This is a genomic window from Cellulomonas sp. P22, from assembly GCF_044392165.1.
This window is the reverse complement of record NZ_JBISBW010000002.1, coordinates 119,302-138,502: the sequence shown is the minus strand read 5'-3', so window position 1 is coordinate 138,502 and position 19,201 is coordinate 119,302. Positions and strand designations below refer to the sequence as shown.

Here is a 19,201-nt window from a genome sequence, read left to right as displayed (position 1 = left end):
ACCGGGGTCCGGTGCGAGCGTGGGGAGAGGTGCGCGGCACCGACGCGCCCCCGACGCGTGCGCGCCGCCGTGCCGAGTCCGACGAGCACCAGGGCGAGCCCGTGGCGGCCCCGAGCCGGGCCGCGCAGCCCGGCGGGCCGGACGAGCACCCCGTGGCGCCCCGGCGACGCTCGCGCCGTGAGGTCAAGGCCCAGCGCTCCCTGCAGCGCCGCCACCGGCGCCGGCGCAAGGTCATGGTCACCCTCATGATCGTGGGGCTGCTGCTCGGCGCGGGGTACGTGGTGTACAGCATCGTCGGCCCTGCCCCGGGCGGCAGCGCGCACGACGCCTCCCCGGCCGTCGCCGACCACTCCGGACCGGGGATCGGAGAGGCGACGGTGACGATCGCCGCCGATGACACGCCCGAGACGATCGCCCAGAAGCTCGTCGACGGGGGAGTGGTGGCCACGGTCGCCGCGTTCACCGACGTCTACGTCGTGTCCGAGGGCTCCGCGACGATCGAACCGGGCACGTACAAGCTCCGGCTCGAGATGAGCGCCGCCGACGCGCTGGCGGCGCTGCTGGACCCGGCGAACCGTGTCTCGCTCAAGGTCACCATCGACGCCGGCCAGACCGCCAGCCAGATCTTCGAGAAGATCGGCGGGGTGCTGGGGATCCCGGTCGAGCAGCTCACCGCCGCAGCGGCCGACCCGGCCGCGATCGGGCTGCCCGCCGAGGCCGGTGGCAACGTCGAGGGCTGGCTCGCCGCCGACGCCTACCAGATCGACGCTGACGCCTCCGCGACGGCGATCCTGCAGACGATGGTCGCCAAGACCGTCGAGACCCTCACCGCGAACGGCGTGCCCGAGGACAGCTGGCAGACCGTCCTCATCAAGTCCTCGCTGGTCCAGGCCGAGGGGACCACCCCGGAGAACAGGGCACAGGTCGCCCGGGCGATCGACAACCGCCTCGCCCGCGCCAACCGCCTCGAGATCGACGCGGTCCTGGCCTACGGTCTCGGCAAGCCCGTCGCCGAGATCACGAGCGACGACCGGCTGCTCGACCACCCGTACAACACGTCCAAGAACGTGGGCCTGCCGCCGACGCCCATCGGCTCACCCTCGGCCGAGTCGATCGCCGCGGTGCTCAACCCGGCATCGGGCACCTGGATCTTCTGGACCGTGGTCGACCCGGAGACGGGCGAGATGGCGTTCTCCGACACCCTCGCCGAGCACAACGCCAACCTCGAGCGGCTGCGCGAGTGGGAGGACGGGCACCTGTGAGCCATCCGCCCACCGAGCCGCCCGCCCGCCGCCGGGCAGCGGTGCTGGGGCACCCCGTCGCCCACTCGCTGTCGCCGACGCTGCACCGGGCCGCCTACGCCGCGCTCGGGCTGTCCACCTGGTCGTACGACGCGCTCGACACGACCGAGGAGCAGCTGCCGGGGCTCGTCGCCGCGCTCGGCCCCGAGTGGGCAGGGCTGAGCCTCACCATGCCGCTCAAGCAGACCGTGCTGCCGCTGCTCGACCACGTGGAGCCGCTCGCCGAGGTCGTCGGTGCCGTGAACACCGTGCTGGTCCAGCAGGTGGGGAGCGGTCGACCCGTGCTCACGGGCGCCAACACGGACGTGCACGGGATCGTCGCCGCGCTCGGCGAAGGGCTCGCGCCAGCCACGGGGCCGGCACCGCACCGCACCGCTGCCGTGCTGGGGGCCGGGGCGACCGCCGCATCGACGCTCGCGGCGCTCGCCCAGCTCGGGTGCGCCACGCCCGTGGTGTACGTGCGCTCCATGGCGCGCATCGGCCCCCTCATGCGGGCCGCGCACCGGATGGGCGTCGAACCGCGGTACGCCTCGCTCGAGAGCGCCGCGGCGGAGATCCCCCGGGCGGACCTCGTCGTCTCCACCCTGCCCCCGCACGGCGCCGACCCTCTCGCGGCGGCCCTCGACGGCTGCACCCCGCACGGTGTGCTCCTCGACGTCGCGTACGACCCCCGACCGACCGCGCTGGCGGCCGCCTGGCACCGCGGCGGCGGCACCGTCGTCGGGGGAGAGCGCATGTTGCTGCACCAGGCCGCCGAGCAGGTGCGCCTCATGACCGGCCTGCCCGGACCGCTCGCCGCGATGGACGCCGCGCTCACCGCCCGGCTCGGCTGACTTCACCCGCACCTTCGCCCTCAGGCCACGCGCCCGCGTGCCGATCTAGTCCCAGAGAACCCGTGCACGCCGCGCGGGCTCGGGCGAGAGGACGATCGGTTGAAGCAGCTCGGCGAGATCCTGCTGGACGAAGGCCTGGTCACCGAGGGTCAGCTGCTCGCCGCGATGGACGAGCAGCTGAGCAGCGGGCAGTCGCTCGGGCGCACCCTCGTCGAGATCGGTGTGCTCAGCGAGGGACAGCTCGTCTCGGCGCTGGCCCGCCAGGTCGGCATGGACTTCATCGACCTGGACGACTACCCCGTCGACCGGGCCGCCGTCGCGCTCGTGCCCGCGAGCCTGTGCCGGCGGTACACGGTCCTCCCGGTCAAGATCGCGAACGGGGCGCTCATCCTCGCCACCGCGGACCCCGGGAACGTGGTGGCGGTGGACGACGTGCGCACCATGTCGGGCATGCCCGTGACCCCCGTGGTCGCCACCTTCGACAACCTCGCCCGCGCGATCGACCGGTTCTGCCGCGCGGACGGCGAGCTGGAAGACCTGTCCTCCGCCTTCGAGGAGGAGTCGCGGCTCTCGAACCCCGACCTGGACCTCTCGCGGATCGGGGAGCAGGTCGACGACGACGCGCCGATCGTGCGGTACGTGAACCTGCTGGTCACACAGGCGATCACCGACCGGGCCTCTGACATCCACATTGAGCCGACCGAGCACGACCTGCGGGTGCGGTACCGCATCGACGGCGTGCTGCACGAGATGCAGCGCTCACCCAAGCAGATCCAGGGCGGCGTGATCAGCCGCGTCAAGATCCTGTCGGACATCGACATCGCCGAGCGCCGCAAGCCCCAGGACGGGCGGATGTCGGTGACCCACAACGGGCGCAAGATCGACCTTCGCGTGGCGACGTTGCCCACGGTGTGGGGCGAGAAGATCGTCATGCGCATCCTCGACAACTCGACCGCGAGCCTCGACCTGCGCGACCTGTCCTTCCTCGACGAGAACTATGCGACGTACCACGAGGCGTTCACGAAGCCCTACGGGATGATCCTGGTGACCGGCCCCACGGGATCGGGCAAGTCGACCACGCTGTACGCGACGCTCAACGCGGTGTCCAAGCCCGAGATCAACGTCATCACCGTCGAGGACCCGGTCGAGTACCGGCTCGCCGGCATCAACCAGGTCCAGGTGAACCCCAAGGCGGGCCTGACGTTCGCCGGCGCGCTCCGCTCGATCCTGCGGTCCGACCCCGACGTGGTGCTGCTCGGTGAGATCCGTGACCACGAGACCGCGCAGATCGCGATCGAGGCCGCCCTCACCGGTCACCTCGTGCTCTCGACGCTGCACACCAACGACGCGCCGTCGGCGATCACGCGGCTCGTCGAGATGGGCATCGAGCCGTTCCTCGTCGGCTCGGCGCTCGACGCCGTGGTCGCGCAGCGGCTCGCTCGCAAGCTGTGCGACAAGTGCAAGGAGGCCTACGAGCCCACCGAGGTCGAGCTCGTCGGCGCACGCTTCCCGTGGATGCCGGGGGAGCCGAAGCCCGTGCTGTACCGCCGGGTCGGGTGCATCGCGTGCTCCAAGACCGGGTACCGCGGGCGCCTCGCGCTCCACGAGGTCATGCGCGTGACCGAGGAGGTCGAGCGGCTCGCTGTCTCGCACGCGTCGGCCGCCGAGATCGCCGGGACCGCCCGCAGGCAGGGCATGGTCCCGCTGCGCGACGACGGCTGGATGAAGGTCGTGCTCGGGCAGACGTCGATCGAGGAGATCCTGCGCGTCGTCGCCTGAGGGTGGAGTCCCGAGCCTGGGTCGACGTCGCGCTCAAGGAGGGGCGCCGGGCCGCCGATGAGGTTCGTGGACACGACCCGGCCGGGCCATCTGGTGGCGCCGACCGCAGGCAGGTGTGCGACGACTTGGAGGCAGACCCGTGAGCGACCCGTACCAGGCCCCGGCAGGGGGGGCCACGCCCCCGTTGCCGCCGTACCACGCCGCGGGACCGCAGGCCGGACCGGCGGCCGGCCCCCCTGGGCTCCCGGCGCCCGCGCACGCCCCGCAGCCGATGTACTCGCCCATCCCGTCGCAGAGCGGCGTCCCCGCGTCGCCGTACCGGCCCGAGCCGCCCCAGGCCCCGGCGAGGCAGGCTCCGGTCGACCCGCGTGACGCCCGTCCCGAGGAGCGCCCGGCCGCGGCGCCCCCGGTCGCCCGATCCTCCTCACGCGACCGCGCCTCGCGGATCGGCATGAGCCAGGAGACGCACGAGGGCGACCTCGTGCTCGACGAGGCACTCTCGGCGATGGTCCAGACGGGCGCCTCTGACCTCCACCTGACCACGGGCGCGACGCCGATGGTCCGCAAGAGCGGGTCGCTCCGACCGCTCGAGGGCTTCGGAGTCCTCGCGGGCGACGCGCTCCAACGGAGCATCTTCTCGATCCTCACCCAGAAGCAGCGCGAGACCTTCGAGTCCGAGCTCGAGTTCGACTTCGCCTACGCCGTGCGCGGCGTCGCGCGGTTCCGCGTCAACCTGTACATGCAGCGCGACTCGATCGGTGCGGCGTTCCGCGTCATCCCGTACGAGATCAAGCCGCTCGAGGACCTGGGCGTGCCGCCGGTCGTCGGGAACTTCGCCGGGATGCCGCGCGGGCTCGTGCTCGTGACCGGTCCGACCGGATCGGGCAAGTCCACGACCCTCGCCGCGATCGTCGACCTCGCGAACCGCACGCGCGAGGACCACATCATGACGGTCGAGGACCCGATCGAGTTCCTCCACCGGCACAAGAAGTGCCTCATCAACCAGCGCGAGGTCGGTTCCGACACGCACTCGTTCGCCGCGGCGCTCAAGCACGTGCTGCGGCAGGACCCCGACATCATCCTCGTCGGCGAGATGCGCGACCTCGAGACGATCTCGGTCGCCCTCACCGCAGCCGAGACCGGCCACCTCGTGTTCGCGACCCTGCACACGCAGGACGCGGCCCAGACGATCGACCGGATCATCGACGTGTTCCCGTCGCACCAGCAGTCGCAGGTCCGGACCCAGCTCGCCGGCGCGCTGCAGGGCGTCGTGTGCCAGACGCTCTGCAAGCGGGCCGACAGCCCAGGTCGTGTGGTGGCGACCGAGGTGCTGCTCGCGACCCCGGCGATCCGCAACCTCATCCGTGAGGGGAAGACGCACCAGATCTACTCGGCGATGCAGGCCGGCGCGCAGCTCGGGATGCACACGCTCGACCAGCACCTCGCGGACCTGGTCAAGACCGGCAAGGTCACCTATGAGACGGCGCTCGAGAAGTGCCAGCACGTCGAGGACTTCAACCGGTTGACCGGTCGGTTCTCCGGTGGGGCACAGGGCGCACCTCAGGGCGGCGTCGCCGCATTCCGGACGCAGGAGTTCTGATGGCAGCAGGCAAGACGTTCGAGTACGCGGTCCGTGACCGCTCCGGCAACATCGTCAAGGGTCGGATCGAGGCCTCGAACCAGGCCGCCGTGGCGAACCGGCTCAAGGGCATGGGGCTCGCGCCGATGTCCATCGCCGAGGTGAAGAACACCGGCATGAACAAGGAGATCACCATCCCCGGGTTCGGGGAGAAGATCGGCCTCAAGGACCTCGCGATCATGGCGCGCCAGCTGGCGACGATGATCACCGCCGGGCTCTCGCTGCTCCGCGCGCTGTCCATCCTTGCCGAGCAGACCGAGTCGAAGCCCCTCGCCAAGGTGCTCGCGCAGGTGCGCAACGACGTCGAGACCGGGGTCGCGTTCTCGACGGCCCTCGGGAAGCATGCAGAGGTCTTCCCCCCGCTGATGATCAACATGGTCAAGGCGGGCGAGATCGGGGGGTTCCTCGACCAGGTGCTCGTGTCCATCGCCGAGAACTTCGAGTCCGAGGTCAAGCTGCACGGCAAGATCAAGTCGGCCATGACCTACCCGGTGGTCGTCTTCGTCATCGCGATCCTGGCGACCATCGGCATGCTCCTGTTCATCGTGCCGGTGTTCTCCGGGATGTTCACGTCGCTCGGCGGGGAACTACCTCTTCCGACACAGATCCTCGTGACGATGTCCGCCATCATGAAGTGGACGATCATTCCGCTCGTGGTCGCGTTGGCTGTCTTCGCCGCGTGGTGGCGCAAGCACAAGAACGACCGCGCGGTGCGTGAACGGGTCGACCCGTGGAAGCTGAAGGCGCCCATCTTCGGCAAGCTCTTCCAGAAGATCGCAGTGTCCCGGTTCACCCGCAACTTCGGCACGATGATCCATGCGGGCGTCCCTATCCTCCAGGCGCTCGACATCGTCGGTGAGACGAGCGGGAACCTCGTCATCGAGAAGGCATCCAAGGCGGTCGAGGAGTCCGTTCGCCGTGGTGAGTCGCTCACGGGACCTCTGTCACAGCACCCCGTGTTTCCGCCCATGGTGGTGCAGATGATGGCCGTCGGCGAGGACACGGGTGCGCTCGACACGATGCTCGCCAAGATCGCCGACTTCTACGACCAGGAGGTCGAGGCGACGACCGACCAGCTCACGAGCCTCATCGAGCCCCTGATGATCGTCGTGATCGGCGCCATCATCGGCTCGATGATCATTGCGATGTACATGCCCATCTTCGGGATCTTCGACCTCATCAATTGAGCAATCGGCGACAAACCGGACGAATGAGTTGCGCCGGACGAGTGAATTCCCTGTCGGGCTCGTCACATGCTCAAGGCGGGTCGGCGGGGCGCCGATGGAGATATCGCAACACCCGATCCGGCCCCGCCGGAATGACATCGAAGACCACGCCCGACCATCCTGAACGGGAGCACTGACGTGAACGCTCGCATCCGCAAGTCCATGAAGGAGAAGGACCAGGGCTTCACCCTGATCGAGCTCCTCGTCGTCATGATCATCATCGGCATTCTCGCGGCGATCGCGATCCCGGTGTTCCTCAACCAGCGCGCCAAGGCGCGTGACACCGCCGCCCGCGCGGACATCTCGACGCTCGGCAAGGAGCTTGCGGCGTACTACGTCGACGGCACCGGTGCTGCTCCCAGCATCACCTTCTCGGGGTCCGGTGCTACTGCGCACTACGCCTACGCGTCCACAGTGACCGGAGTGAACGCCGATCTCGGTCCTGCGAGCTCGAACGTGACGGGCGTCGGAACAACCGGCACGAGCGACACGACGTGGTGCGTCCAGCTCACCTACGAAGACGGCACGAACACATCGGTCAGCTACAGCGCAGGCGGGGGTCTGGGCGCTCTCGGTACTACTTGCGGCGCCAGCGTGGTCATCACAGCCAGGCCGTGATGTGAGCTCCATCCGCAGGCGGACTCGCGCGGCCTGCCGTTGATGCCTCTGCGGGTGGAGTTCAAGCGGTGGGGTGAAGGCGTTTGTGCCTCTGCCCCACCGCTACGTTCTGACCGAGCACGCCGCCAGTAGTGGACCGAGAGGAGAACTGGCGAAGGTGACTCAACCGACTTGCTCAAGTCGCAGTGATGACGGCTTCTCCCTGATCGAGCTCATCGTCGCCATGATGGTCATCACGGGCGTCCTCCTGGTGCTCATGGCCGTCCAGACGTCAGCGCTCGTCACCACGGCCCAGAGCCGCCAGCGCACCCAGGCAACCGCGGTCTCGAACCAGATCATGGAAGAGCTCCGGGCCCTCCCGTGGCTCGTCCTCAACAAGGGCCTCCACCCCAACTTCGCGGCCGCCGCTGGCGGAGACGCGAACATCTCGAGCGGCAGGTTCCGCCCGACGGTCGGAGCCACGCTCGACGAGACCCTCGTGACCACGAGCACGCAGGCGACCGACGTGCCCCCGCTCTCCGGCACAGGGGGCTCGAACAAGGTCATATCGGTCGATCCCTCGAACGCCGCCACGGTGTTCACGTCCAGGGTGTACGTGACCCGTTCGGCCGCGACGCAGCCGAACGTCCTCACCCTGACGGTCGTCACGACGTGGACGCGGTCCGGCCGCACGACGACCGGCTTCGTCGTGACGCGAACCGAGGCGTACGCGCCCGCGGGTGGCTGCGGCGACGTGTCGAACCAGCCCTTCCTCGGCGCGTGCCAAGCTCTCTTCTCGAGCTCGGGCGGCGCTGACGGTCCCTCGGTGACAGTCACGGGTGGCGCGGCCGGGCCGTCCCCGACACCGGCGCCCGTCGGAGCGGTCCCGGTGCTCCCTGGATCCCCGGTGATCACCGCCACCATGAGCCTCGGCAAGGCCGGCTCGAGCGTGAGCTCGCAGCAGGCCAGCACGACGGACTCGCAGGTCACCCAGGCTGGTGTGCTTTTGCAGGGCGTCGACCCCGAGGTGCCCATCGGGACCGACGGTTTCGCGAAGGTCCTCAACAGCGCGTCGAACGACGTCGGGGCCAGCGGTGCAGCTCCGGCCTCCCCGCCGGACTCCACCGGCGTCTCGTCGTCGGCCTCGCTCTCGGCGGGCTCGGGCCCCTACACGCTCAGCTTCGCTGCGGGCGGCGGGGTCAGCGGCGTGGCAAAGGCGTCCACCACGACCTCGTGCGCGACGGGTATCCCCTCAGCCCAACCGTGCGGCGCTGCGACGGTGACCGGAGGAACACCGTCGTCGGTGTCGTTCAGCGTCGGCGCCACGACGATGGGAGTCGTCTCCGTCGCCGGCGGTGGGACCTCCAAGACGTTCGGTGCGCGCTTCGGCACGACCGCGGGGGGCGTCCCGGTGGGCTGCACCGTGCTGACCGGTTCGGGGTGCGCGTCGGCCGGGGCGGAACGCACCGTCGGGACGATGTCGTTCGGCACGGCGGCGTGGGTCGCTGGCTCGGCGCCGAATGGGCTGGTCAGGGTCACGGGCTACCACGACTCCGCGAGGGTCGAGCGCGGGGTCTCGCAGCCGGTCGTCGATGGGGTGGCGACGCGCTCGGGCCTGGTCTCCTACTGGAACGGCACCGCGTACACGGACCTGACACTCGGGCCCCTCACGAACCAGACAGCTGTCAGCGCGCCGGTGACCTGGACCGCTGCCGGGGTGACCGTGACGGCGCAGGCCACCGTGGTCATCACGCCGAGCATGTCGATCGCGTCGAACCCAGACGTGGCATGCAAGACGGACGGCTGCGCGATCGACACGAGCGCGGGTGACGTGACCGTCGCGGTGACCTACACGCTCACCGATGCGACCGGCTCGACGGCCTTCACTGCCGCCACCTCGCTCGGGACCTCGCACGTCAACGCGTCGTACAAGGCGGCCCCCGATGCGTGACGGCACCCGGGGCCAGGAGCCTCGCTCGCAGGATCGAGAGGCTGGCAGCGACGACGGCTGGACGCTGGTCGAGCTGCTGATCTCGATGACGATCTTCATCGGTCTGCTCGGCATCGTCTTCACGATCCTCCTGAACGTCAGCCTGCAGGCCAAGGACAACCTCGCGCGCACCCGTTCCGTGTCAGAAGCCCAGCTCGGTCTGATGCAGATCGATCGACAGGTGCGCTCGGGCAACGTGATCTCGGATCCCTCGGTCGAGACCCTGGCGAGCTCGGGGGTCGAGCCGTACTACTCGCTGCGTGTCTACACGCAGACCGACGGTGTGTTCCAGTGCGTGCAGTGGCGCGTGATCTTCGCCCCGGGCGCGGACGTCGGCGCGCTCGAGTACCGCTCGTGGCGGCCCGACTGGACAGTGGTCGGCGGCGTCCGCGACTGGAGCGTCGTAGCCCGGAACGTCGTACGGCCCGCGGGTACCGTCATCGTCGACTCGGACCCGTCGACGTGGCCCCCGTTCTACGTCGACCCCGCGTCCGTCGCCCAGGCCAACTCCGCGGCGCAGACGATCCGCGTCACGCTCCGGCTCAAGGACCCCGAGCAGCGGGCGTCGTCCCAGCCCGCGAGCGTCACGTCCGTGCTGACGGGACGCAACACAGTCTTCGGTTACCCGGCCGACAAGTGCGGCGTGGTGCCACCTCCATGACCCAGGAACGAGGAGCCAGGATGCTCAAGAACCTGACCGGAGGTCGCGCGTCGGGCGACCCCGAGAGCGGGAGCGCGCTCGTCGCCGCCCTCGCGGTGGCGCTCATCGGGATCGCGCTCGCCTCGGTGGTCGTGGCCAACGCCATCGTCGCGGCCAACGACTCCGGGCGTGACCGGGCGCGGACCCTCGAGGTCCATAGCGCCGAGGGAGCGGTCGATGCCGTCTTCTCCGAGCTCGAGACGACCACCCCGTGCGTGTGGCCGGCCAGCGGCGCCCTCGTGCAGGACACGTCCCCGAGCGCGACGTCGGTCACTGCCACCGTCACCTACTGGGACGCCCTCGGGACGGAGCTGCCGTGCGCGGCAGGTGTCGTGACGGGCTCCCCGGTGACCGCAGTGATCACATCCACGAGCGTGACGAGCTCGAGCGTCGTCGGGGTCGCGCCGAAGCGCACGGTCCAGGCGAAGGTCAACCTCACGCCGACCTCGGTTCCCGGGCGGGGCGCAGCGATCTTCGCGGCGAACGCCATCATGTCGACGAACGGGTTCACGCTCGAGACCTCGCTCCCGGACACCCCGGTCGATGTCTGGGTCGACACGGGTGACGTGAACTGCAACTCCAATGTGACGATCGACGGCAACCTCATCGTCGTAGACGGAACGACGGACATATCCGGCGGGTGCAGGATCACTCAGAACCTGTGGAGCAGCAAGAAGCTCACCGTGCACCAGATGCAGTCGGCTGGACTGAACACGGTCGGCCAGGACACCTATGTCGCCGCGGACGCGCGAGTCGCCGAAGGCTCGAAGTACGGGCGTGACCTCATCGTTGCCGGGGCGTACAGCACGTGGGGGACCGGGCCGGTCGTCGGCGGGACGTTGGCGAGCGGGGTCGGAGCCGGTGCGATCCCGCAGTACCTGCCCGTCGGTCTGCCGGAGGTCGTCTACAAGCCCTCCGACTGGACCGGATTTGCCAATACCGGAGACCGGGCGCAGGCCTACCGCGACTGGGTCATCGCGAACGCCGTGGCCAACGGCGCCCCGACCTGGTCGGATGCCCGCAACCCCGCGAAGACGCAGTGCACCATCGCGGGCGACAACTGGAGCCTGAACGGGCCCCTGATCGGACCCACGGTCGCCACGGTGTTCGACACGCGCTACTGCGCGGAGACGAAGCTCGAGGGCAACACGAACATCCGCCTCCGAGCGGACATGGTCATCTACGCGAACAAGTTCTATGGGACAGGCAACTTCAGCATCACCTCCGCAGACGGAGCTCAGCACAACGTCTGGATCATCGTCCCCGATCCCGACGTCGCCCCCAACGGCACAGCGGAGTGCGGCAAGACCGTCGGCGCCAACACGTCCGGCAACATCAAGTTCGACTCCGGCAGCCTCGCGATCGCGCCCATCACCTTCTTCGGGTACACGCCGTGCGAGCTCGAGACCAACAACACGATGACGTTCTACGGGCAGCTGTACGGCGGCAAGGTGACCCTGCGGAACAACATGACGATGCGGTACGTCCCGATCGGCATCCCGGGAGTGACCTTCCCGAACACCAACCCGACGGCCACGTCCGGGTACCGTGTCGACATCGTCTACAAGCGCGAGATCAGGACGCCGTGACGGCTGCGATCGTCGCGACGGTCGGGGTCTTCGGGCTGGCGATCGGCTCGTTCCTGAATGTGGTGGTGTGGCGGGTCCCGCGCGGCGAGTCGATCGTGTCGCCGCCCAGCGCCTGCCCGCGGTGCCGGCACGCGATCCGGGCGCGGGACAACGTCCCGGTGCTCTCGTGGCTGGTGCTGCGTGGCCGGTGCCGGGACTGCGCGGCTCCGATCTCGGTCCGCTACCCGCTCGTCGAGGCCACCACGGCGATCCTGTTCGCGCTCGTCGCGTGGCATTTCGGCGCGGTGGCCGTGCTCCCGGCAGTGCTGTACGTCGTGGCGATCTCGGTCGCGCTCGCGCTGATCGACATCGACGTCCGCCGCCTGCCGGATGCCATCGTCCTCCCAAGCTATCCGGTCGCCGTCGCGCTGCTGGCGCTCGCCAGCTGGAACCCCGGCGGTGCGAGCGACTGGGGGGCCCTGGTCCGGGCCCTCATCGGTGGCGCCTCGATGTTCCTCGCCTACTTCGTCCTGGTGATCGTCTACCCCCCGGGTATGGGCCTGGGAGACGTGAAGCTGGCGGGAGTCCTCGGTCTGTTCCTGGGCTGGTTCGGCTGGAGCGCCCTGGTCGTCGGCTGGTTCTCAGCATTCCTGCTCGGTGGCGTCTTCTCCGTGGGTCTCCTGCTCACCGGACGCGCCGGCCGCAAGTCGGGCATCCCCTTCGGTCCGTGGCTGCTGCTCGGCGGCGCGGTGGGAGTCGCGTGTGGCACCACGATCTGGGACTGGTACCAGGGCTTCCTTGTGTGACCCCGCGGGATCGAGGCCTCAAGGTCGGCCGGGGAGTGCCCGATAGAGCAATCAGAATCGCGATGCGGAGGAAAGGACGCCAGTGGCCAGCACACGCGTGATCGGGCTCGACATCGGCACCACAGCTGTCCGGGCCGCCGAGCTCGAGTTCGGGGGGTCCGGCCCGTCAGGGCGCTCGGCGCCGACGCTGCTGCGCTACGGACAGGTGGGACTGCCGCTCGGAGCCGTGCGTGACGGCGAGGTGGTCCAGCCGGAGACGGTGACGAGCGCCCTGAGGCAGCTCTGGCTCCAGTTCAAGTTCAGCTCGCGCGAGGTCGTCATCGGTGTCGGAAACCAGCGGGTTCTCGTGCGCGAGCTCGACCTCCCGTGGATGCCCCCCGCACAGCTCAGGTCGTCCTTGCCCTTCCAGGTGCAGGAGCTCCTGCCCATGTCGGTCGACGAGGCGTTGCTCGACTACTTCCCGACCGGCGAGTTCGCCGGCCCGAGCGGCCGCACCGTCCAGGGAATGCTCGTCGCGGCGCAGCGGGACACGGTGAACGCCAACGTCCTCGCCGTCGAGAGCGCGGGCCTGCGTCCCACCATGGTCGACCTCAACGCCTTCGCCCTGATGCGCGCCGTGGCGCGCGGCGACCTTGCCGAGCGCACGGTGGCGATCGTCGACATCGGGGCGAGCGTCACGAACGTCGTCATCGCCTCGCACGGAGTCCCCAGGCTCGTCCGGACGCTCGCCATCGCGGGGCACAGCATCACGAACGCGGTGGCCAGCTCCCTCGGGATCGCCGGGGCGGAGGCAGAGGTCCTCAAACGAGAGATCGGTGTCGGGTACGCGGTGGGGCCCGAGCAGAGCGCTGCCGCCGAGGCCATAAGTGAGGTCTCGCGCACCCTCATCGAGGCAGTCCGCAACACGTTCGTCTACTACTCCGGGAACAACCCCGGCGCAGGGATCGACGTCGCCATCATGACCGGCGGGGGATCTCACCTGCCGGGGCTGGGTCAGTACCTCTCGAGCGCGAGCAGGCTTCCCGTGATCCTGGGCGATGCCCTCGTCGGGCTCAAGGTGGCCAAGTCCTTCGATCGGGGCTCGTTGAACGGGTTCGAGTCGCTGGTCGCCCTGCCCGTCGGCCTCGCGTACGGAGTGGCAGCATGAGCGCAGCGATCGACCGAGGGGCTCAGCAAGCCCCCCTCGTCACCCCCTACCGAGGGGCCCTTCCGCAGGTCAACCTCCTTCCGCCAGAGGTTCGGGCGGCACGTGGACTCACTGTCGTCAAGCGGTGGCTGGGTGTCTCGCTCGTCGCGACGCTCGCGCTGTGCGCCGTCGCGTACGCGGGAAGCCTGGTCTCGGCCTCGATGGCCGCCAAGGACCTCACGGCCGAGCAGAAGGTCACGTCGGACCTTCAGGTCGAGGAGCAGAAGTACGCGGAAGTCCCGCGGGTGCTCAACGCGCTCACCTCCGTCAAGATCGCGCGGGAGGCCGGGATGGCGACGGAGGTGCAGTGGAAGGGGTACCTCGACGCTGTGACGGCGGTGCTCCCTGAAGGGGTGAGCATCGAGTCGTTCAGCGTCTCGCCGGCGAGCACGGCGTCGGCCGGCGACTCGACCAACCCCCTCAAGGGTGCGAGCTCCGGCGAGATCCAGTTCACGGGCCGCACGGCCACCGTCCCCGACCTGGCCTCGTGGATCGACTCGCTGAACTCGATCCCCGGCTTCGCGAGCGCGTGGGCCTCGTCGGCGGCCATCGCCGCGACCGACTCGACGGTCTACTACACGGTGGCCGGGTCCGTTCAGTACACCGATGCGGCGCTAGCGCACCGGTTCAGCGCAGCGGAAGGGACGAGCTGACATGGGCGGCGCCAAGAAGAGCACCTGGATCGGGGGGACGGTCTTCCTCGCCCTGGTGATCGTTGCCGCTGCCTACCTGCTCGCGATCTCACCACTGCTCACGCGGGCGAGCGAGTCCCGGGCCGAGACCGAGTCGACCCGGCAGCAGAACGAGATCCTGCAGATGAAGGTGACCAAGCTCGCCTCCGACTTCGCGAAGCTCGACGTCTACAAGGACGAGCTCGCGACGCTGCGCGTCCAGATCCCCACCACGGCAGAGCTCTCCAGCCTGCTTCGACAGTTCGACGTCGTGGCCGTGTCGCACGGGGTCACGCTCACGGCGATCTCGCCTGGCGAGCCGCAAGCCGTGGCTGAGCCGGCCGCGCCGGCAGCGACGGCTGCACCGACCGATGCTGCCACGTCGGGCACGGAAGAGAGTGCCACGACGTCAGAAACCACGCCGTCGGTCGCGTCGGTCCTGCCTGCGGGATTCGTCACGCTGCCCGTCTCGATGACCGCGGTCGGCACGTACGACAACGTCCTTTCCTTCATCGGCGACCTGCAGAACGCCACGCCGCGACTCTTCCTCGTCAGTGGGCTCACGGGGACCGCACAGAAGGAGTCCGATGCGGGAAGCGGTCGGCCCGCGACCGCGGTAGGCGACCTCGAGGTCACCATCACCGGGTTCGCGTTCACCCTCCTGGACCCGTTTGCCGTGCCGGCGGACGTCGTCGATCCCGCACCCGCCCTTCCGGGTGCGGTCGCCGGGAAGAACCCGCTGGTCCCCGTCGGCGGCGAATAGCCGGTCCACGCCGGACGGTCGCGGCTGCGGAATCGAAGACATGGAAAGATGCCGACCATGCTTCGTTGGTTGACCTCAGGTGAATCCCATGGCCAGGCCCTCGTGGGCATCCTCGAGGGCCTGCCCGCGGGCGTCGAGGTCCGTTCGTCCGACATCCAGGACGCCCTGGCCCGTCGCCGGCTCGGCTACGGCCGGGGCGCGCGGATGAAGTTCGAGCAGGACGAGGTCCGCATCCTCGCGGGTGTCCGGCTGGGCCTGACGCAGGGCGGGCCGGTCACCGTCGAGATCGGCAACACGGAGTGGCCCAAGTGGGTCGACGTGATGTCCTCCGACCCGGTCGACGACCCCGAGCTGCTGAACCGCGCCCGCAACGCCCCGCTGACGCGGCCGCGTCCGGGGCACGCCGACCTGGTGGGCATGCGCAAGTACGCGTTCGACGACGCCCGCCCGGTCCTCGAGCGCGCGAGCGCCCGCGAGACGGCGACGCGGGTGGCGCTGGGCACGCTCGCCGCGAAGCTCCTGGAGCAGGCGGCCGGCATCCGGCTCGTGTCGCACGTCGTGGGCATCGGCCCGGTCGTGGTGCCCGACGACGCGGCTCTGCCCGGTCCGGGCGACGTGGCGGCCCTCGACGCCGACCCGGTGCGCTGCTTCGACGCGGCGACGTCGGCCGCGATGGTGGCGGAGATCGACGAGTGCCACAAGGACGGCGACACGCTCGGCGGCGTGGTCGAGGTGCTCGCGTACGGGGTGCCGTCGGGTATCGGCTCGTACGTGCACGGCGACCGGCGGCTCGACGCGCGTCTCGCGGGGGCGCTCATGGGCATCCAGGCGATCAAGGGCGTCGAGGTCGGTGACGGTTTCCGCACCGCGACCCGTCGCGGCTCGCAGGCGCACGACGAGATGGAGCGCGACGCGTCGGGGCGCATCGTGCGCCGCTCGAACCGTGCCGGTGGCCTCGAGGGGGGCATGACCAACGGCGAGGTGCTGCGGGTGCGTGCCGCGATGAAGCCCATCTCGACGGTGCCGAAGGCGCTCGAGACGGTCGACACCGCGTCGGGCGAACCGGCCAGGGCGCAGCACCAGCGGTCCGACGTGTGCGCGGTGCCACCGGCTGCTGTGGTCGCCGAGGCGATGGTCGCCCTCGTGCTGGCCGACGCGCTGCTCGAGAAGACCGGTGGCGACTCGCTCGCCGAGGTCCGGCGCAACCTTGAGGGCTACCTCGCGGCGATCCCCGAGCTGCAGCGCTGATGCCGGCTCCTCTGATCGTGCTGGTCGGCCCGCCCGGATCGGGCAAGTCGACGGTCGCGACCCAGCTCGCGGCGCGCTGGCGGGTCACGGCCCGCGACACGGACGCCGACGTCGAGGTCGTCGCCGGCAAGAGCATCGGTGAGATCTTCGTCGAGGACGGCGAGGCGCACTTCCGGGCGCTCGAGCGCACCGCGGTGGTGAACGCGCTGGGTGAGCACGACGGGGTGCTGGCCCTCGGTGGCGGCGCGGTGCTCGACCCGGTCACGCAGGAGGCGCTGGCGGCGTACTCGGCGGCCGGCGGTGTCGTGGTGTTCCTCGACGTGAGCCTGGCCCACGCGGCGCCGCGCGTCGGGTTCAACACGGCCCGCCCGCTGCTGCTGGGCAACCCGCGCGCTCAGTGGCAGGCGCTGATGGAGGCCCGCCGGCCCGTGTACGAGCGCCTGGCGACGCTGCGCGTGTCGACCGACGCCCGGGGGCCGGCGCAGGTCGCCGAGGAGATCGACCGGGTGGTCCGGCAGGCGCCGGGTACGCCGTCGCAGGACGAGGGGAGCGGTTCGTGAGCACCGGGCAGGCCACGCGGGTCGTGCGGGTCGAGGGTGAGCAGCCGTACGACGTGGTGATCGGTCGGCACCTGCTCGGCGAGCTGCCCCGATTGTTGGGCGACGGCGTCAAGCGGGTCCTGGTGATCCACCCGACGGCCCTCGCGACGTCGGCCGAGGCCGTGCGCGAGGACCTGCTGGCGCACGGCCTCGAGGCGCTCGTGGCCGAGGTGCCGGACGCCGAGGCGGCCAAGACCGCGCAGGTTGCGGCGTTCTGCTGGCAGGTGCTGGGCCAGGCGGACTTCACGCGCTCGGACGCGATCGTCTCGCTCGGTGGTGGCGCGACCTCCGACCTCGCGGGCTTCGTGGCCTCGACCTGGCTGCGGGGCATCAAGGTCGTGCACGTCTCGACCACGTTGCTCGGCATGGTCGACGCGGCGGTGGGCGGCAAGACGGGCATCAACACCGCCGAGGGCAAGAACCTGGTCGGCACGTTCTACCCGCCGGCCGGGGTGCTGTGCGACCTGGCCGCGCTCGAGACCATGCCGCGGTACGACTACGTCGCGGGGCTCGCCGAGATCATCAAGGCCGGGTTCATCGCGGACCCGCGCATCCTCGAGCTGGTCGAGGCAGACCCCGAGCTGGTCTCCGACCCGGTGCGGGCTGCGCAGTCGCCCGTGCTGCTCGAGCTGGTCGAGCGCGCCATCACGGTCAAGGCCCGGGTCGTGGGGGAGGACCTGCGCGAGTCGGGGCTGCGCGAGATCCTCAACTACGGCCACACGTTCGCGCACGCGATCGAGCAGGTCGAGCGGTACTCGTGGCGGCACGGCGCTGCCGTGTCCGTGGGCATGGTGTACGTGGCCGAGCTCGCGCGGCTCGCGGGCCGGCTCGACGACGCGGTGGTCGAGCGTCACCGGTCGATCCTGACGTCGGTCGGGCTACCGGTGTCGTACCGGGGGGACCGCTGGGACCAGCTGCTCGCGGCGATGCGGCGGGACAAGAAGACGCGCGGGGACCTGCTGCGCTTCGTCGTGCTGGAGGCCATCGGGCGCCCGACGCGCCTCGAGGGGCCCGATCCGACGCTGCTGGTCGCGGCGTACGCCGAGGTCAGCGAGGGTGCCGCCCCGCCCAGCCGGGCGATCCCGCTGTGAGCGGCACGTCCCTTAGGCTCGCGGCATGACACGCGTCCTGCTGCTCAACGGGCCCAACCTCGGTCGTCTCGGTGTGCGTGAGCCGGACGTGTACGGCTCGGCGTCGTACGCCGACCTGGTCGCCGCGGGCAGCGCCTGGGGCTCCGACCTGGGGTTCGACGTGGAGGTGCGGCAGACGGACTCCGAGGCCGAGCTCGTGGGCTGGTTGCACGAGGCCGTGGACTCGTCGTCGCACGTGGTGCTCAACCCGGCGGCCTTCACGCACTACTCGTACGCGGTGCGGGACGCGGCCGCGCAGGTGACGAAGGCGGGGCTCGTCCTGGTCGAGGTGCACCTGTCGAACCCGTACGCCCGTGAGGAGTTCCGGCACACCTCGGTGATCGGTGCGGTCGCGACCGGCACGATCGCGGGGTTCGGCTTCGACTCGTACCGGCTGGCCCTGGGTGCGATCGCCGGTCGGCTGGGTCAGGACCAGTAGCCAACCTTGTAGGTCAAAGAACAGGTCTAGAGCCTTGTAAGAGCCCGTACCAGGCCCTAGGCTGTTCCCATGTTCGTGCTGACGGTGGACCAGGAAGGCAGCCGCACGCGGGGCGACCAGGTCGACGACCTGCTCACGCGCCTGAGGGCGCGGACCGACCTCGACGTCGGTGCACCAGGGGTTGCTGCCGCGTTCGAGCGCACGGTCGGCGACGAGGTGCAGTGCGTGCTGTCCGATGCCGGCCTCGCGCTCGACGTCGCCCTCGCGATCCTGCGCTGGGGCGGGTGGACCATCGGCATCGGCGCCGGACCGGTCCACGAACCGCTCCCTGCCTCCTCCCGGGCCGGCTCGGGGCTGGCCTTCGTCCTCGCCCGGGACGCCGTCACGCAGGCCAAGAGCCGGCTCCGCCCGGTCCCGCTCGTCGTCCGCGGCACCAACGCGGGGTGCGCCCAGGACGCCGAGGCCCTGCTCGTGCTCCTCGGCACCCTGGTGCGCCGACGGACGGCTGCCGGCTGGCAGGCGGTCGACGCCTCCCGGAGCGCCGGCGAGCACCGTCAGGAGGACGTGGCCCGGGCGCTCGGCGTCACGCAGCAGGCGGTCAGCCAGCGGCTGCGCAGCGCGCTGTGGAGCGAGGAGCTCGCTGCCCGTCCGCTCGCCGTGAGGCTGCTCGACGCCGCTGCGGGCGGCCCCGACCCCTGCGCCTGACCTGCGGGTCGCGCCACGCCC

General features: G+C 70.4%; 18 protein-coding genes. All 18 read left to right on the top strand.

Features of this window, described 5'->3' with window-relative positions; genetic code table 11:
- Positions 1 to 29: 29 nt before the first annotated feature.
- Positions 30 to 1,262: an endolytic transglycosylase MltG gene (gene mltG / locus ACGIF2_RS01370; RefSeq protein ID WP_396042686.1), complete on the top strand. Its 1,233-nt coding sequence runs from the start codon at positions 30 to 32 to the stop codon at positions 1,260 to 1,262.
- Positions 1,259 to 2,134, top strand: a complete 876-nt coding sequence (locus tag ACGIF2_RS01365) for a shikimate dehydrogenase (protein WP_396042684.1) — start codon at positions 1,259 to 1,261, stop codon at positions 2,132 to 2,134. The genes mltG and ACGIF2_RS01365 overlap by 4 nt, the downstream gene beginning before the upstream one ends.
- A 99-nt stretch (positions 2,135 to 2,233) precedes the next feature.
- Positions 2,234 to 3,913, top strand: coding sequence for a GspE/PulE family protein (locus tag ACGIF2_RS01360; protein WP_396042682.1), 1,680 nt, complete (start codon positions 2,234 to 2,236; stop codon positions 3,911 to 3,913).
- 139 nt (positions 3,914 to 4,052) lie between these two features.
- Positions 4,053 to 5,513, top strand: coding sequence for a PilT/PilU family type 4a pilus ATPase (locus ACGIF2_RS01355; protein ID WP_396042680.1), 1,461 nt, complete (start codon positions 4,053 to 4,055; stop codon positions 5,511 to 5,513).
- Positions 5,513 to 6,739 carry a type II secretion system F family protein gene (locus ACGIF2_RS01350; RefSeq protein ID WP_396042678.1) on the top strand — a complete coding sequence of 409 codons (1,227 nt, stop codon included), beginning with the start codon at positions 5,513 to 5,515 and terminating at the stop codon, positions 6,737 to 6,739. Before ACGIF2_RS01355 ends, ACGIF2_RS01350 begins: the two co-directional genes overlap by 1 nt.
- Positions 6,740 to 6,916: 177 nt before the next feature.
- Positions 6,917 to 7,396 carry a type II secretion system protein gene (locus ACGIF2_RS01345; protein ID WP_396042676.1) on the top strand — a complete coding sequence of 160 codons (480 nt, stop codon included), beginning with the start codon at positions 6,917 to 6,919 and terminating at the stop codon, positions 7,394 to 7,396.
- Positions 7,397 to 7,553: 157 nt separating this feature from the next.
- Positions 7,554 to 9,326: a prepilin-type N-terminal cleavage/methylation domain-containing protein gene (locus tag ACGIF2_RS01340; RefSeq protein ID WP_396042674.1), complete on the top strand. Its 1,773-nt coding sequence runs from the start codon at positions 7,554 to 7,556 to the stop codon at positions 9,324 to 9,326.
- On the top strand, positions 9,319 to 10,026 hold the full coding sequence (locus ACGIF2_RS01335) for a type II secretion system protein J (RefSeq protein ID WP_396042672.1): 708 nt from the start codon (positions 9,319 to 9,321) through the stop codon (positions 10,024 to 10,026). The genes ACGIF2_RS01340 and ACGIF2_RS01335 overlap by 8 nt, the downstream gene beginning before the upstream one ends.
- Positions 10,027 to 10,046: 20 nt before the next feature.
- Positions 10,047 to 11,654, top strand: coding sequence for a hypothetical protein (locus ACGIF2_RS01330; protein ID WP_396042670.1), 1,608 nt, complete (start codon positions 10,047 to 10,049; stop codon positions 11,652 to 11,654).
- Entirely contained in the window at positions 11,651 to 12,439 is a 789-nt protein-coding gene (locus tag ACGIF2_RS01325) for a prepilin peptidase (protein ID WP_396042668.1), read from the top strand. Before ACGIF2_RS01330 ends, ACGIF2_RS01325 begins: the two co-directional genes overlap by 4 nt.
- An 82-nt stretch (positions 12,440 to 12,521) precedes the next feature.
- Positions 12,522 to 13,586, top strand: a complete 1,065-nt coding sequence (gene pilM, locus ACGIF2_RS01320) for a type IV pilus assembly protein PilM (protein WP_396042666.1) — start codon at positions 12,522 to 12,524, stop codon at positions 13,584 to 13,586.
- Positions 13,583 to 14,278, top strand: coding sequence for a PilN domain-containing protein (locus ACGIF2_RS01315; RefSeq protein ID WP_396042664.1), 696 nt, complete (start codon positions 13,583 to 13,585; stop codon positions 14,276 to 14,278). The genes pilM and ACGIF2_RS01315 overlap by 4 nt, the downstream gene beginning before the upstream one ends.
- A gap of 1 nt (position 14,279) precedes the next feature.
- The gene (locus ACGIF2_RS01310) at positions 14,280 to 15,059 is read left to right on the top strand and encodes a type 4a pilus biogenesis protein PilO (RefSeq protein WP_396042662.1); all 780 of its coding nucleotides are present in this window, start codon (positions 14,280 to 14,282) and stop codon (positions 15,057 to 15,059) included.
- Positions 15,060 to 15,116: 57 nt separating this feature from the next.
- Complete coding sequence (gene aroC / locus ACGIF2_RS01305) at positions 15,117 to 16,307, top strand: chorismate synthase (protein WP_396043336.1); 1,191 nt, start codon at positions 15,117 to 15,119, stop codon at positions 16,305 to 16,307.
- Positions 16,307 to 16,867, top strand: a complete 561-nt coding sequence (locus tag ACGIF2_RS01300) for a shikimate kinase (RefSeq protein ID WP_396042660.1) — start codon at positions 16,307 to 16,309, stop codon at positions 16,865 to 16,867. Before aroC ends, ACGIF2_RS01300 begins: the two co-directional genes overlap by 1 nt.
- The gene (gene aroB, locus ACGIF2_RS01295) at positions 16,864 to 17,997 is read left to right on the top strand and encodes a 3-dehydroquinate synthase (protein ID WP_396042658.1); all 1,134 of its coding nucleotides are present in this window, start codon (positions 16,864 to 16,866) and stop codon (positions 17,995 to 17,997) included. Before ACGIF2_RS01300 ends, aroB begins: the two co-directional genes overlap by 4 nt.
- Before the next feature lie 25 nt (positions 17,998 to 18,022).
- Positions 18,023 to 18,475: a type II 3-dehydroquinate dehydratase gene (locus tag ACGIF2_RS01290; RefSeq protein ID WP_396042656.1), complete on the top strand. Its 453-nt coding sequence runs from the start codon at positions 18,023 to 18,025 to the stop codon at positions 18,473 to 18,475.
- A gap of 69 nt (positions 18,476 to 18,544) precedes the next feature.
- A complete protein-coding gene (locus ACGIF2_RS01285) occupies positions 18,545 to 19,180 on the top strand; it encodes a hypothetical protein (RefSeq protein ID WP_396042654.1) in 636 nt (211 codons plus the stop codon).
- Positions 19,181 to 19,201 lie beyond the last annotated feature (21 nt).